Here is a 14,656-nt window from a genome sequence, read left to right on the forward strand (position 1 = left end):
CGGCGCCCGCGCCGACCGCCACGAAAGGCCGGCCGACGAGTGCGACGCCCGCGCCGACCGCCGCGGACTCCGAGTTGACGACTACGGAACCCCGGCCGACCGCCGCGAACGCCGACGGGGCGGCGCGTGACCTGCCCGCCGTCCTCTACCCCCTCCAGCCCGACCACCCCGAACTCGTCGCCCCGTTCGCCGCGTCCGTCGCCCGCACCGGGGCGCGGCGCCTGTGGCTCTGCCAGTCCTTCCGCGCCGAACCCCACCAGGTGCTGGCCCATCTGGCCGGGATGGGGCACACCGTGCCCGTGGGCACCGCGGTGACGCTGCTGCCGCTGCGGCACCCGTACGAGGCGGCGCTCCAGGCCCGCTCGCTGGCGTTGCTCACGGGGCAGCCGGTGGTGGCCGGGTACGGCATCGGCACGCCCGACTTCGCGAAGGGCCTCGCGCCGGAGCCGTACCGCAGCCCTCGTACGGCGGTCGGAGACTACGTCCGCTCCGTACGCTCCCTGCTGGACGGCGAGAGCGTGGCGTACGACGGCCCGTACCACCGGCTGCACGCCGAGCTGCCGCCGGTCGGGCCGCACGCGCCGGTGGAGGTGGGGGCCGGGGTGCTCCGGCCCGGCATGGCGCGCACGGCGGGCGCGACGGCGGACGTGGCGATCACCTGGATGACCCCGCCGGCGTACGTACGGGACGTGCTCGTACCCCAACTGGCCGAAGGCGCGGCCGAGTCGGGGCGTGCCGGGCGGCCCCGGATCGCGACGGCCGTGCACGTCGCCGTCGCCCGGCCGGGCCGCGACCCACGCCATCTGGCCCGGGTCGCCGCGGGCGCGCACCTGGGCGCCCCGCACTACGCGGACATGCTCCGCCGCGCCGGCCTGGACACCGACGGCCCGGACCCCGCCGCCGAACTGCTGCGCGCCGACGTCGTCGTCACCGGCACACCGGAGGAGATCGCCGCCACCCTGGCCCGCTACCGGGCGGCCGGTGTCGACGAGATCCTCCTCAACCCCACCGCCGTCCTCCTCACGGAGGGCGTGCACGCGGCGGTGGACGACATGGAGGAGATCATCGCGGCGACGGCGGGGTGACGGTCCCCGCACGGGACAGCGGCACCGCCGTGAACGCGACCTCGGCGGCGCCGCTCCGGTTGACGTAGTCGACCCGCAGGGTGTGCCGTCCGGACGGGATGGTGAGGTCGACGCTCCGCGAGACCGGCACCGGGCCGTACGTCGAGACCGGCGTCGGGACGGCCGTCGCGCCCGGAGACGAGCCCGGCGTCGGGACCGCCGGCGCGCCCGGCGACGCGTCCGGCGTCGGGACGTCGCCGTGGACCTCACCTCGGAGGTCGATCCGCAACCGGCCGTCGACGTACACGCGGACGCCGCCGTCCCGCCCCGACGCGACGAGGGTGAACGGACCGCCGGAGCCGAAGTCCCGTGTCACGCTCCACCGCACACCGAAGTGGTCGTCCGGCAACCCCGGCGCGGGCGCGTCCGTGCCCCAGTCCTGGTCGATCGCGCTGTCGCAGTCCGTCGTCAGCGGCGTACCCGAGAACGACGTGTTCGCGAACATCTGCCGTTTGAACACGGACGGCGCGCAGGTCACGGCCGCCTCGGCGGTCAGCGCGTACACCCCGCCCATCGCCGCGGCGATGACCGTCGCCACGGCGGTGGCCCCCACCCGCCGCCGTCGACGTCCCCGGCGCCACCGACGCCCCGTCCTCCCGGACGCGGAACGAGAACCCTCGGACATCACTCGCAGCCCTTTCGGCCCACAGACACGGAACGAATGACCTTCGGCGTGGGGGTGGTGGGGCGCTACAGCGCAGGTGGGGCTGCTGGGACGCCTGAGCGCGTAGCGGCGAGGATAAGGGATGCCTTTCGGGGTGGGAACGGGCGGTCGCATGCCGAGACCGGCCGAGGTCGGCCCAGGCGGCCGGAGGCGGGGGGCGGAGGCGGGGTCAGGTCGTGCGGGCCGGGGCCGGCTGTTCGCGTCCCCAGGCGGCCAGTGGCTGGAGGGCGTCGTTGAGGCGGATGCCGGACTCGGTCAGCGAGTACTCGACGCGGGGCGGCACCTCGTCGTAGGAGACACGGTGCACGACACCGTCGGCCTCCATCTCCCGCAGATGGGAGGCCAGCACCTTCTCGGTGATCCCCGGGAGCAGTCGGCGCAGTTCGCCGAAGCGGCGGCAGGGCTGCTCGTGGAGCGCCCAGAGGATGAGCACCTTCCACTTGCCGCCGATCACCTCCATCGCGGTGTCGATGCCGCAGACGTGTCCGTCCGGTGTGCCCGGCCGGTTCAGCGTCGTCATGCCCCACCCTTCCGACGTGCTCGCTCACCGCGGGGTAACCACCCACCGCGAAGTGCGTACTTGATCGATTCCGGAGCTGTGACCAGCCTGTTCGGCATGACACAGAACCCTGTTGAGAAGACGCCCGTCACGCTGCTGGGGCTCGGTGCGATGGGCACCGCGCTGGCCCGTGCCTGGCTCGCCGCCGGCCACCCGCTCACCGTCTGGAACCGTACCCCGGCCCGTGCCGCGGCACTCGCCGCCGAGGGCGCGACGGTCGCGGACGACGCCGCCGAGGCGGTCCGGGCCAACTCCTTGATCATCGCCTGTTTGTTGGACGACGCGTCGGTCGCCGAGGTGCTGGCCGGTACCGACCTGACCGGCCGGGACCTGGTCAACCTGACCACCAGCACCCCCGAACAGGCCCGTGCCCGCGCCGTATGGGCCGACGGGCGCGGCGCCCGCTACCTGGACGGCGGGATCATGGCCGTCCCCCCGATGATCGGCGTCCCGCAGGCCGGCGGTTATGTCCTGTACAGCGGTTCGCGGGAGCTGTTCGAGCAGCACCGGGGGACCCTGGGCGTCCCGGCGGGCACCACGTACGTCGGCGGGGACGCGGGTTTCGCCGCCCTGTACGACGTGGCGCTGCTCAGCGCCATGTACGGCATGTTCGCGGGCACCGCGCACGCCTTCGCCCTGATCCGTCGGGAGGACATCGACCCCGCCGAGTTCGCCCCGCTGCTCGTCGGCTGGCTCACCGCGATGGCCCCGTCGGTGCACCAGACCGCCGATCAGCTGCGCAGCGGCGACTACACCAGGAACGTCGTCTCGGACCTGGCCATGCAGGTGGCGGGCACACCGACGTTCCTGGAGACCGCGCGGCAACAGGGCGTCAGCCCCGAACTGCTCACCCCCTACTTCGAGCTGATGCGCCGCCGCCTGACCGAGGGCAGCGCCAAGGAGGACCTGACAGGCGTGATCGACCTACTGCTGCGCTGACCGTCCTGGAACACCACAGGTGGTCGGGGCCGGCCGAACGGCCAAGCCCCACCGTGCCGGTCCGCCCCCGAAGCCGTGCCTCGTGGCGGCGAGTACGCCTGCCACCAGGATGTGAATGTGATCCACGAGCGCAAGGTCTGGGTACCGGACGCCTTCGTCGCTCCAGAAGACACCGAGTCGTGTCGCGACGAAGAAGACATGGGAGTCAGGGCCGACTCCGTCAACTCATCGTCGAGGTGGTCTCGCCCGGCACGCGGAACCGGGACCGCGACCGGGTCAGGAAGCGCCGTGAATACGCGCGTGCCGGCATCCCCGTGTACGTCGTCATCGACGACCACGACGGCGAGGGGGGGCGGTCACCCTCTTCACCGTGCCTCGCCCCGACAAGGCGGACTGGGAGGACATCCACCGGGTGCCCTACGGCACGGAGGTCGTCATTCCCGAGGGTCCGGCCAAGGGGGGCGCCGTCACGGAGGCCGTCACCGGTCGGCTCCGGAGCTGACGCTCGACCCGGCTCGTTGACCGCTGGTCGCCCCCGACTGAACCATCAGGCCCCAGGTGGTGTCTCACCAGGCGATACGTGTGCGGCGCTTGCGCTTCTGGGGAGGCAACTCATGGCCATGGTCGGGCTGTTCTGGATCGCCGGGGACGGTGGGGTGTACGTGGGGGCGGAGCCCGAGGGGGCCGGGCGGGGGCTGCGGCTGACCCGGGACGGCGTCGTGGGGCTCGGCGTGGACCAGGGCGGCGAGTGGCGGTGGGCGGATCTGCGGTCGGTCGCCCTGCGGTACGTGCGGATCCGGTCCGCCGGGCGGCTGGTGGTCACCGCCGCCGTCGACCTCGCGCTCAGCGCCGTGGCCGGGGGCGGTGGCAGCCCCGGGGCCTTCGAGGTGCACCTGGAGACGGCGGACGGGACCACCGTCGAACTGGAGGCCTACATGGCGTCCGCCGTCGGCGGCTACGTCGAGTCCGAGTACGACCTCTCCGTCGCCCTCCTGAACCGCCTCGTGGACGGCACGGCGGACCTCGGCCCCCTGGAGGACTGGGGACGCGCGTACGCCGCCGAGGGCACCCTCCGGCGCGAGGAGCGGGAAGCGCTCCTGCGGAAGTGGACCGACGGCTGAGCCACCCGGCCCAGGCCCCGACCCCCCGGCCCCCGGCGAGGCCCACCGGTGACGCCCCCGGTGACGCTCAGTGACCGTAGAGTCGGGTCGCCGTCAGGGGGTCGGTGGCTCGGCGATCTTCGTGACTCGGTCCGGCGTGGCGGGCGTACGGAGTGACGTCCGCCACCCGTCGGGTCCCGCCCCGGTGCCCGGGGAGCGGCACGGTGGGAGGCCGTACGTGGTGATCGTCCCGTTCTTCTCCCACATGTCCGTGTCCGCCCGGTGGCCCGCGTCAGGGCCGCCTCCGTGAGTCCGGTCACCCTCTCTGGCCTGCCCCTTCCTCGGACCTCTGCCCCGACGGTCGCCCTCGCCGGCCCTCGTGATGAGTCAACAGGCACTGCGCCGGGCACCGTTCGGCCCGTGTCGTTTCCCGCACCGCCCCCGGCCCCGCGGGCCGTGAAGGGCGCGCGGCGACAGCGCGAGTCCCTTGCTTTACCCTCTTCACACCGAGACCACACAACGCTGTTGTCATCTCGTTAAGTGATTACTCCTTGACGCTGCGGTGATCAGCGCGTTGGCTTTCAGCCACCTGGGTCTCAGTGCCGACCCACGCCCGGAAGGCCCTTGATGTGAACGCCCGTAAGACCAGCACGACCGGCACCAGCCGTATACGTCGTACCGCCCTGCACCGCACCGCCACCGCCCTCGCGGCGTCCGCCGCGGCCGTCTCCCTCGCTGCCTGCGGGGTCGTGGACGTCGGCAGCAGCGCGGAGGCGAGCCCCACGAAGGGCGACGACATCACGGTGGGCGTTCTCTTCCCGGACAAGGAGACCAAGCGCTACGAGCAGTTCGACCTCCCGATCATGAAGAAGAAGATCGGCGAACTGACCGACAACAAGGCGACGGTCCAGTACGCCAACGCGGACAAGGACCCGGAGACCCAGATCGAGCAGCTCGAGCGGATGGTGACCGACAAGGTCGACATCATCGTGGTCGACGCCGTGGACTCCAAGAGCATCGCGAGCGCCGTCGAGACCGCCGACAAGGCCGGCATCCCGGTCATCGCCTACGACCGGCTCGCCCAGGGCCCGATCGACGGCTACGTCTCCTTCGACAACGAGCTGGTCGGCCAGGTGCAGGGCCGCTCCCTGGTGGAGAAGCTGGGCGACAGCGCCGCCAACAAGATCGTCATGATGAACGGGTCGACCACCGACCCCAACGCCGCCATGTTCAAGGAGGGCGCCCTCTCCGAACTCGGCGACAAGGTGACGATCTCCGAGACGTACGACACCAAGGACTGGGACCCGGTCGCCGCCAAGGCGAACATGGAGGAGGCCGTCGCCAAGCTCGGCGCCGGCAACATCGACGCCGTCTACGCCGCCAACGACGGCATCGCGGGTGCCGTCATCGACGTCCTGAAGACCGCCGGCGTCTCCAAGGTGCCGCCGGTCACCGGGCAGGACGCCGACCTGGACGCGGTGCAGCGGATCGTCGCGGGCGACCAGTACATGACCGTGTACAAGTCGTTCCCGCTGGAGGCGAACGCCGCCGCCGAGATGGCCGTCGCCAAGGTCCAGGGCCGCTCCATCGAGTTCGACGCCCTCGCCAAGGACAGCGTCGACTCGCCGACCACCAAGAAGATCCCCGCCCAGCTGGTTCCGCCGGTCGCGCTGACCAAGAAGAACATCGCGGACACGGTCGTCGCCGACGGCATCTACACCGTCAAGCAGATCTGCACGGCCCCGTACAAGGCCGCCTGCGACGCGCTCAAGCTGAACTAGCACCGGGCCCCGCCACGACAACGACGTCAGCGAGGCGAACGCGGCGTCAGTGACGACAAACGACGTCAGCGGCGGCGAGCGGCCGGGAACGGCCCTCGCTGCCGCCGCCCGTCCTCGCCGCTCCCCCGTCGCCGTCCTGCGTAGATCCTGTGCAGTCCCCGCGTCAAGATCACACCATGGTCTAGGGTTTCGGCCTGTCATGTCGTGATCACGGGGGACGACTGTCGGGATGCTTCAGCACAACGGGGACCCGGCGGAGCGCTGCGCGCGCACCGCCGCCGGGGGATCAACACACGCAGCGGGGCCACACCCCGACGCTCCCGCGGCCGCGCGGCGGTCCACGGGGGCAGCCCGATGGGCATCCCGCTCCACCGCGTCCCTCGCCCCACCCCTCACCCTGGCGCTCTCGCTCGCCCTCCTGACCGCCTGCACGGCGGTCGACAGCGGTGAACCGGACGGCGGCGGCAAGAACCCCGCGCCCGGCGACCGCCCCACCGCGTCCGCCGGCGCCCCCGCCTACGACGGCCCCCGTCTCCCCGGCTTCGCCGCGAAGCCCGCGTGGAGCCTGGCCGCCGGCCACACGGCACCCGGTGTGCTGGACCTGGGCGGCACCCTGCTGTTCGCCAAGGACGCGAGCGGCGCCTACCTCAAGGACTTCGACGACGCCGAGGCGTTCCTGGAGCCCGACACCTGGGGCGACGACCGCCGCTCACCGGCTCCGCAGGGGCCCAACCGCGTGCTGCACCTCTCCGAGGCCCCCCAGCCGCTGACGCTGGAGTTCCGGGACACGAGGACCGGGAAGCTGCGTGCCTCCCTGAAGGCGGCCACCGACTCGGTGACGCTCACCGGTTGGCGCGACGGCGCCCCCGCGGTCGCCGTCGGCACGTCGCGGACCGCCGGGTCGGACGGGCTGACGGCCGAGAAGACCACCTCGACGGTCACCGTGTACGACGGCCGGGGACGGAAGCTGGGCGCGACCCCGGCCACGCGCCGCCCCGAGACGGGCCTGTACTACGCGGCCGCCCTCAGCGAGGGCTACCGCGTCGACCCCGCCGACGCGACCGTACGGCTCACCCCGGTCGGCGGCGGCACCGCCCGCACCGTCACCTGCACCGAAGAGGGCGCCGACTGCGCGTACGACCCGAGGACGGGGCTGATCGGCGCCGCCCGCGCCACCGCGCCGCCCGTCCTCGGCGGGTACGGCGCCGGGTTCGAGAACGCGAACGTCGGCGGCACCGACATGGTCCGCATCACCCTGAGCGACCTCGCCACCGGCAAGAAGGTCTGGAGCAGCGCCGACGCCGAGATACCGCCCGGCGTGGAGCTGTACGACAACGGCGACCCGGACCTGGAGCCCATGCCGGACTCCGAGACGCTGTCCCTGCTCCGCGTCACCGACGGCCGGGTCCTCGTCGCCTGGCAGGCGTCCCAGAGCGACGACGACACCTGGATCCACGCCTGGTACGACCTCGAGTCCGGTGACCTGACCGACTCGTACGAGGCCACGCGGTCCGTGCTCCTCGCCCCGTCCGGCGACCTCGCCGCCGAGGACGCCGTGCCCGGCGGCACGTTCACCGGTACGACGGTGTGGCGGCTGCCCGGCGGCAAGCGGCTGTGGACGCAGGAGGAGGGGGCGGACGAGACCCCGCTGGACCCCGTGCGGTTCACCCGCGACGGCTCGGTCCTCTACGGGTACACGACCGCCGAGGACGGCACGGAGCACGGTCTGGCCGTCGACCCCCGCACCCGCGAGGTCCTCGCCGAGGACCTCCCCGTCGACCACGTCCCCGCCGTCGACGAGGCCACGGGCTACGGCCACCTCTCCACCACCGAGGGCTTCCACGCCTTCGCGCCGGCCGGCTGACACCGCCGCCCGGCCCCCTGACACCCCCCAGCTCCGCCCCACCTACCTGAGGAACCCTCTTGCGTACCCGAATGTCTGCCTCCGCCTGCGCCCTTCTGCTCGCCCTCACCGTCACCGCCTGCGGCGACGACGGGGTCGAGCTGCCGATGGCCGGTGACACGGAGGCGGTCGCCACCTACGTCGACAAGAACGTCGGCTGCCAGGACACCGACTTCTACACGTCGTCCGATCTGGCGGAGATCCGCGCCGAGTTCAGCGACGCCATCGACGGCGGCGGCGACTGCGACGTCGACGACGACACCGACATCGACTTCCTGCACGTCACCGACATGACCGAGTTCCAGAAGGACCTGGCCGCGTCCGACGAGTCCGACGACAACGGCCTCATGATCGGGATGAACTTCGTCCTCGACGTCGACCGCGACGAACACGCCCGGACCCTGCTCGACGCCGGTCTCCTCTACATCGACTGCGAGCCGGGCCTGGAGATTCCCGACACGTACACCCGCGTCGAGGCCGAGGCGGGTTGCGTGCTGACGAACTACGAGCGCGAGTGACGAACGGGAGGGACGAGAGCGGGTGACCGTCCCGCCGCCCGTCCCGCTCACGCCACCCGTGTGAACTCGATCGTCACCTCCGGCGGGCCCCCGGTCACCCCTCGGTAGATGCCCTTGTGCGGGGTGACGTCGTCGTAGTCCCGGCCGCGCCCGACGACGACGTGGGACTCGTCGGCGCGGACCCGGTTCGTGGGGTCGTAGCCGGCCCAGTCGCCCGCCCAGTACTCGATCCAGGCGTGGCTCTGCCCCGCGACGGGCCGGTGCAGTTCCGCCTCGCGCTCGGGGTGGAGATAGCCGGAGACATAGCGGGCGGGCAGGCCGAGGCCGCGCAGCATGCCCAGGGTGAGATGGGCGATGTCCTGGCAGACACCGGCCCGCTGGTCCCACGCCTCCGCCGCGCTGGTGTGCACACCGGTGGCGCCCGGCACGTACGCCACATGGTCGGCGACCATCGCCGACACGGCGACCGCCGTCTCGTGCACGTCCAGCCCGGCGGCCGCCTCCCGCGCCCGCTCGACCAGCTCCGCCGGGAGCGTGGTGCGGCGGGTCGCGGTCAGGTACTCCAGCAGCCGGGAGTCGGCGGTGGCCCGGTGGACCTCCGCCCAGGCGGGCGCGTCCGTGAGCGGCTCCGGCGGCGCCGTCTCCACCAGGCTGGACGCGGTGATCGTGAGGTCGCCGTGCGGGTCCATCAGGTCGAAGCCGGTGACCTGGGTGCCCCAGTAGTCCCAGTACGACCAGGTCGGCGTCGACGGGTTGACCAGCACCCGCGCGTCCAGGGTGGTCTGGCCCGGCATCGTGAGCGGGGTCATCCGGACCTCGTTGTGCGAGGAGGACGCGGGCTGGGCGTACGAGACACGCGTGGTGTGCCGGATGCGCAGGCGCCGGGTGGGGTGCGTCGCGGGGGGTGGGGTCATCGTGCTCACGCGCCTTCCTGGGCCCACTCGACGGGACCCTGGTACGGGAAGAACTTCTCGGCCACCGCCTCCGCCGAGGCCATGCACGCCCGTTGCAGGTCTCGCAGCAGCGTCGGCAGCCCGGCCTCCAGGGACGCGGAGTCCAGGTACTCGAGATGGGTGCGCAGCGCGCCGATCGGGCGGCGGGCCGGGTCCTGGCGGGGGCGGCCGAGCGCGGCGAGGCACTCCTCGGCCGTGGTCAGCGCGTGCAGCGCCGAGCGCGGGAAGTCCCGGTCCAGGAGCAGGAACTCGGCGACCTTGGGGCTGTCGCCGAAGCCGCCGTGCAGACGCGCGTACGCCTCGTCGGCGCCGCTCGCGCTCAGCAGGGTCGGCCAGTCGGGCGCGTGCGCGGCGTCCAGGACGCGTACCGACAGCAGCCGCACGGTCATGTCGACCCGCTCCAGGCTGCGGCCGAGGACCACGAACCGCCAGCTGTCGTCGCGGCTCATCGTGGAGTCGGCGAGCCCGAAGAACAGGGCCGCGCGCCGCCGTACCAGCTCCAGGTAGGCGTACGGGCCGCCGGTGCGGCGGGCGGCGGTGCGCTGGTCGGCGAGGGCGTGCCAGGTGGAGTTGAGGCACTCCCACATCTCGGAGGAGACGGCCTCGCGGGCGCTGCGGGCGTTCAGCCGGGCGGCGCCGAGCGCCCCTTCGATGCTGCCGGTGGAGTGCGCGTCGAAGGCCAGCCGGTCGAGGACCTGCCGCATGTCGCAGTGCTGGTCGGGCGCGTCGACGCCGAGGATCGCGTACAGCGAGCGGCAGGCGGCGTCCTCGTCGCGCCAGGGGTCCTCCAGCAGGCGGTGGAGGTAGGCGTCGAGGATGCGGCCGGTGGCGTCGGCGCGCTCCACGTAGCGGCCCGTCCAGGTCAGGGCCTCGGCTATCCGGGAAAGGATCACGTCGTTCACTGCTGCTGCGCCCCTTCCTGCACGAGCGTGCGGGTGCCGTCGGGTCCGAGCTGGCGCGGTGCCTTCTCCAGCGGGCCGCTCTCCTCCTCGTGCCGCTGCTCGGCGGGGCCCTCGGCGAGCACCCAGGTGTCCTTGGAGCCGCCACCTTGGCTGGAGTTGACGATGAGGTTGCCCTCCTGGAGGGCGACCCGGGTCAGCCCGCCGGGCAGCACCCAGACCTCGCTGCCGTCGTTCACCGCGAAGGGGCGCAGGTCGATGTGGCGGGGTGCCATGCGTTCGCCGGCGAGGGTGGGGGAGGTGGACAGGGCGACGGGCCGCTGCGCGATCCAGCCGCGCGGATCGGCGAGGACGGCCGCGCGGGTCCGCTCCAGCGTCTCCCGGTCGGCCTTGGGTCCGATGACGATGCCCTGCCCGCCGGCCCCGTCGACGGGCTTCACGACGAGCTGGTCGATCTGGTCGAGTACGGCCTCCAACTGCCCCGGCTCGTCCGGTCGGTACGACTCCACGTTGGGCAGGACCGGTTCCTCACCGAGGTAGTACCGGATCAGGTCGGGTACGTACGTGTAGAGCAGCTTGTCGTCGGCGATGCCGTTGCCGACGGCGTTGGCGAGCGTCACGTTGCCCGCCATCGCGGCGCCCATGACGCCGGGGCAGCCGATCACCGAGTCGGGACGGAAGTGGAGCGGGTCGAGGAAGTCGTCGTCGAGCCGCCGGTATACGACATGGACGGGCATCTCGCCGCGTGTGGTCCGCATCCACACCCGGTTCCCCCGGCACACCAGGTCGTGGCCCTCGACCAGCTGCACGCCCATCAGCCGGGCCAGCAGTGCGTGTTCGAAGTAGGCGGCGTTGTTCGGGCCGGGCGTGAGCACCACGACCCGTGGGTCCCCGATGCCGCCGGGCGCGGCGGCCCGGAGCGCGGCGAGCAGTTTCTGCGCGTAGCCGTCGACCGGCAGCACGTGCTGTTCGGCGAAGAGGGACGGGAAGACGCGGGTCATCGCCCGCCGGTTCTCGATGACGTACGACACCCCGGACGGCACCCGGACGTTGTCCTCCAGCACCCGGAAGGCGCCCGCCTCGTCGCGGACGAGGTCGATGCCGGCGACATGGATGCGGACCCCGCCGGGCGGCTCCACGCCGTGCGCGGACCGGTGGAAGTGGGGGGAGTTGAGGAGCAGCCGCCAGGGCACCACCCCGTCCTCGAAGGCCCGGCACGGCCCGTAGGCGTCGGCGAGGTACGCCTCCAACGCCCGGACGCGCTGGGCGACTCCGCGCTGGATGAGATCCCACTCCAGGGCGTCCAGGATCCTCGGCACGAGATCGAGCGGCCAGGGTCTCTCCTCGCCCGCGAAGGCGTAGGTGACGCCCCGGTCCGTGAACGCCCGGGCCATCTGGTCCGCCCTGAACCTCAGTTCGGCCGGTTCGATCGGCTGGAGCGCGGCCAGCACCGGCTCATAGGCGGCCCTGACCTCACCCGGCCGCTCGAACATCTCGTCCCACGCGTCGGCCAGCGCGTACGCGTCAAATATGTCCGCCATGGCCTGACGGTAAGTGCGCTACGTAACAGCCTGATCACTGTCTCGTTTCCGCCATCTTGCGGGAACGATCGCGACCAGCGGAAACGGAGGGTTTGAAGTACGTCCGCGCGGGGGAGTCGGTCCGCGCGAACCACCCGCGACCGACCCGCGTGCCCGGCCGCGCGGCATGGGCACGGGCGGCCGCCGGAGGGGCCGCACCCCCGGCCACGTCCCGTCCCGGTCTTCACGGACCCTCCATGCGACCTCCAGGCATCGTTTCTTCAGCTTGTTGCAGGGCGTAATACCTGAGGGGTGGACAAGAGGGGGCAGAGGGGGGCTCTTTGGGGCAGGGGGACGGTGTCGTCGTGTTGCGGAGGCGGTGCGGGCCGCGCATAGTTGCGCTGCGAACAGGCTGGAGCCGGGGGTGAGTTGGTCATGGCCGGGCATGCGACGGACGGGCATCCCCACGGTGCCGACCGGCTCTGCGAGGCCGGGGACCGGGTGTACGCGCGCGCGGTACGGCGGGGTCGTCTCCCGCGCGAGGACGCGGAGACCGTGCCCTGTCTGGTCGAACTGGCCCTGCTGCACCCCGACCCCGACGACATGGGCTGGCTGGTGCCCACCTCCCCGCAGGAGGTCATGACCCGGCTGCTGCGCGGCGTCCACGCCGAGGTCAGCGCCAGCCAGGCCCGGGTGGGCGCGGCCGTCGAGGCCGTCGAGTGGTACGCGGGCCTCAGCGCCGTACGGCCGGGTCAGCCGGCGGAGGGCACGGCGATCCGCGTCCTCGACGGGCTGTCCCGGATCCGGGCGGCGATCGACGAGGCCACCGACCGCTGCACCACCGAGGTGATGACCGTGCAGCCGGGCGGCATCCGGCGGGAGGACGAGCTGCGCGAGGGACTGCACCGGGCGCTCGCCATGTGCCGGCGGGGCGTACGGATGCGGGACCTGTACACGCATGTGGCCCGGCACGGGCAGGGCCTGCACAACTACATGGAGATGATGGGCGAGGCGGCGGAGGCCCGCACCCTCGACGAGGTCGTGGAACGCCTCATGGTCTTCGACCGCACCGTGGCCTTCATCCCCGCCAACGCCGACCGCACCATGGCCCTGGAGATCCGGCACCCCGCGCTGGTGGAGTACCTGGTCACCGTCTTCGAACGGCTCTGGCGCCTCGGCATCCCGCTGACCGCCCCGCTGCCGTCCTCCGGCATCGCGGGCATCACCCACCGGGAGCGGTCCATCGCGGCGCTCCTCGCGGAGGGCCACCAGGACGCCGTCGTCGCCGAACGCCTCGGCATAAGCGTCCGCACCTGCCGCGCCCACATCGCCCGCCTCTCCGAGACCCTGGGCGCCGCCAGCCGCACCCAACTCGGCGTCCGCATCGCCCAGGTGGGGCTGGACGGCCCGCAACGACCGGGTACGGAGACCGGGGGCGACCTGCTGTCCCTGCCCGCTCCGTCCGCCCCGCCTAGGGCAGCGGCTGTTCCTGCTCCAGAATCCCCGACTGCGCGATGAGATACCCGAGCTGAGCCCGGCTGCCGCTGCCGAGCGCCGTGGCCAGCTTGGCGATGTGCGCGCGACAGGTCCGCACGTTCATCCCGAGCCGCCGCGCGATGGCCTCGTCGACATGGCCCTCGACGAGGAGTTTCGCGATGGAGTGCTGGATCTCGCTGATCCCGTCGGGAGCGGTCTCGTAGGGGGCGCCCGCGGTGAGGGGGACGGCCCGGCCCCACATGAACTCGAAGACCTTGACGAGGTAGCGCACGAGTCCCGGATGCCTGAGCTCCAGGGCGACCTGCTGGTCGTCGCGGGTGGGGATGAAGGCGACCGTCTCGTCGCAGATGATGAGCCGCTCCACCAGTTCGTCGATGGTGCGGTACTCCACCTTGCCGTTGGACAGCTGGGCCACGTAGGCCAGTTTCTCCGGGTTGTAGCGGGCCGTGTGCTGGTACAGCGTGCGGATGCGCACACCACGTTCGATCAACGGCCGGTCCCGCTCGAGGCCCTGGAGAAGGTTGCGCTCGGAGATGCGGTTGCTCGGCTGGACCGTGAGCACCTCTGTCTGGCACTCGGCCGTCGCCAGATTCAGTGCCGCCTGGATGCGTTCGCCGCCCTCCAGCACGGTGATGGCGTGCGTGGGCGTCGTCGCCTGGGCGGTGAGGGTCATGAACGGTTCGAACACGTCGGCGAGTTCGATCGACCGCCTCCGCTGCTCGGCGATCTCCCGTTCGATGGGGTTGAGCCGTTGGGCCAGAGCGACCGACGGGGGAACCGGGCGGAGCCAGTTCGCGTCATCGGGATCGGGGTGGAGGAGGGCGAACTCCATGAGGCAGGGGGCGGGTTCGACGTCCTCACGTGCCAGGCGTCCGGTCCGCAGCGCGTGCGCATAGAGACGAGCTCCTTCGTCGCACAGATCAGCCACCGTATGGGGATGTACCGCCTTGGCCCGATTTTTACTCAAATCTCCACCCCCCAGGGTCCTGAACATGCAGGAACATGATGCATCGATTATGTGGCCATGACGTGCCCGAATGAGCCATCGTCGTATGCGACGGGGGAAGAGGGGACCTTCAAGTGAGGACGAAGCCGACTATGCGTAAGAGAATGCTTCGCTCGGTGCTTGTCGCCGCCTTCTCCACCGTTATCGCCTTCGGAGCGCTGGGTGGCCTCTCCGAGACGAAGCGTGACACTCG

General features: G+C 72.0%; 14 protein-coding genes and 1 pseudogene. 9 read left to right on the forward strand and 6 right to left on the reverse strand.

Features of this window, described 5'->3' with window-relative positions:
• The first annotated feature begins 131 nt into the window (after positions 1–131).
• Positions 132–1,085: a F420-dependent peptide dehydroalanine reductase LxmJ gene (gene lxmJ / locus M8J73_RS26975; protein ID WP_249829205.1), complete on the forward strand. Its 954-nt coding sequence runs from the start codon at positions 132–134 to the stop codon at positions 1,083–1,085.
• On the opposite strand, the gene M8J73_RS26980 is transcribed toward lxmJ, so the two are convergent.
• On the reverse strand, positions 1,063–1,662 hold the full coding sequence (locus tag M8J73_RS26980; protein WP_372504023.1) for a PA14 domain-containing protein: 600 nt from the start codon (positions 1,660–1,662) through the stop codon (positions 1,063–1,065). The two genes, lxmJ and M8J73_RS26980, sit on opposite strands and share 23 nt — an antisense overlap.
• A 295-nt stretch (positions 1,663–1,957) precedes the next feature.
• On the reverse strand, positions 1,958–2,308 hold the full coding sequence (locus M8J73_RS26985; protein WP_055539567.1) for a winged helix-turn-helix transcriptional regulator: 351 nt from the start codon (positions 2,306–2,308) through the stop codon (positions 1,958–1,960).
• A 96-nt stretch (positions 2,309–2,404) separates the two neighbouring features.
• Here M8J73_RS26985 and M8J73_RS26990 point away from each other — a divergent pair, with 96 nt between their 5' ends.
• The 7 genes and pseudogenes from M8J73_RS26990 to M8J73_RS27015 all read left to right on the forward strand — a co-directional run bounded on the left by M8J73_RS26990 (position 2,405) and on the right by M8J73_RS27015 (position 8,588).
• Positions 2,405–3,286 carry an NAD(P)-dependent oxidoreductase gene (locus tag M8J73_RS26990; RefSeq protein ID WP_055539568.1) on the forward strand — a complete coding sequence of 294 codons (882 nt, stop codon included), beginning with the start codon at positions 2,405–2,407 and terminating at the stop codon, positions 3,284–3,286.
• 236 nt (positions 3,287–3,522) lie between these two features.
• Positions 3,523–3,567: pseudogene (locus M8J73_RS45580) on the forward strand (hypothetical protein); the annotation flags it as partial.
• Positions 3,568–3,656: 89 nt separating this feature from the next.
• Positions 3,657–3,788 (forward strand): hypothetical protein, encoded by a 132-nt coding sequence (locus tag M8J73_RS44935; RefSeq protein WP_274757612.1) that lies wholly within the window; start codon positions 3,657–3,659, stop codon positions 3,786–3,788.
• A gap of 112 nt (positions 3,789–3,900) precedes the next feature.
• Positions 3,901–4,407, forward strand: a complete 507-nt coding sequence (locus M8J73_RS27000) for a hypothetical protein (protein ID WP_249829206.1) — start codon at positions 3,901–3,903, stop codon at positions 4,405–4,407.
• Positions 4,408–5,015: 608 nt separating this feature from the next.
• Positions 5,016–6,167 carry a sugar ABC transporter substrate-binding protein gene (locus M8J73_RS27005; protein ID WP_249829171.1) on the forward strand — a complete coding sequence of 384 codons (1,152 nt, stop codon included), beginning with the start codon at positions 5,016–5,018 and terminating at the stop codon, positions 6,165–6,167.
• 229 nt (positions 6,168–6,396) lie between these two features.
• A complete protein-coding gene (locus M8J73_RS27010; protein WP_249829172.1) occupies positions 6,397–8,031 on the forward strand; it encodes a hypothetical protein in 1,635 nt (544 codons plus the stop codon).
• Positions 8,032–8,102: 71 nt separating this feature from the next.
• Positions 8,103–8,588, forward strand: a complete 486-nt coding sequence (locus M8J73_RS27015) for a hypothetical protein (protein WP_055538969.1) — start codon at positions 8,103–8,105, stop codon at positions 8,586–8,588.
• 47 nt (positions 8,589–8,635) lie between these two features.
• On the opposite strand, the gene M8J73_RS27020 is transcribed toward M8J73_RS27015, so the two are convergent.
• From M8J73_RS27020 to M8J73_RS27030, 3 genes are read right to left on the reverse strand one after another with little or no spacing between them, the layout of a single operon-like run.
• Complete coding sequence (locus tag M8J73_RS27020; RefSeq protein WP_055538972.1) at positions 8,636–9,502, reverse strand: transglutaminase family protein; 867 nt, start codon at positions 9,500–9,502, stop codon at positions 8,636–8,638.
• Positions 9,503–9,507: 5 nt separating this feature from the next.
• Positions 9,508–10,443, reverse strand: coding sequence for an alpha-E domain-containing protein (locus tag M8J73_RS27025; RefSeq protein ID WP_055538970.1), 936 nt, complete (start codon positions 10,441–10,443; stop codon positions 9,508–9,510).
• Positions 10,440–11,981, reverse strand: a complete 1,542-nt coding sequence (locus tag M8J73_RS27030; protein WP_055538971.1) for a circularly permuted type 2 ATP-grasp protein — start codon at positions 11,979–11,981, stop codon at positions 10,440–10,442. The genes M8J73_RS27025 and M8J73_RS27030 overlap by 4 nt, the downstream gene beginning before the upstream one ends.
• Before the next feature lie 414 nt (positions 11,982–12,395).
• Between M8J73_RS27030 and M8J73_RS27035 the strand changes: the two genes are divergently transcribed.
• Entirely contained in the window at positions 12,396–13,478 is a 1,083-nt protein-coding gene (locus M8J73_RS27035) for a helix-turn-helix transcriptional regulator (protein WP_055541190.1), read from the forward strand.
• Here M8J73_RS27035 and M8J73_RS27040 read toward each other — a convergent pair.
• Positions 13,432–14,451, reverse strand: coding sequence for a helix-turn-helix domain-containing protein (locus M8J73_RS27040; protein WP_079055092.1), 1,020 nt, complete (start codon positions 14,449–14,451; stop codon positions 13,432–13,434). The genes M8J73_RS27035 and M8J73_RS27040 overlap by 47 nt on opposite strands.
• Between the last annotated feature and the right edge of the window lie 205 nt (positions 14,452–14,656).

It is taken from the genome of Streptomyces neyagawaensis, assembly GCF_023516595.1.
Taxonomy (GTDB): domain Bacteria; phylum Actinomycetota; class Actinomycetes; order Streptomycetales; family Streptomycetaceae; genus Streptomyces; species Streptomyces neyagawaensis.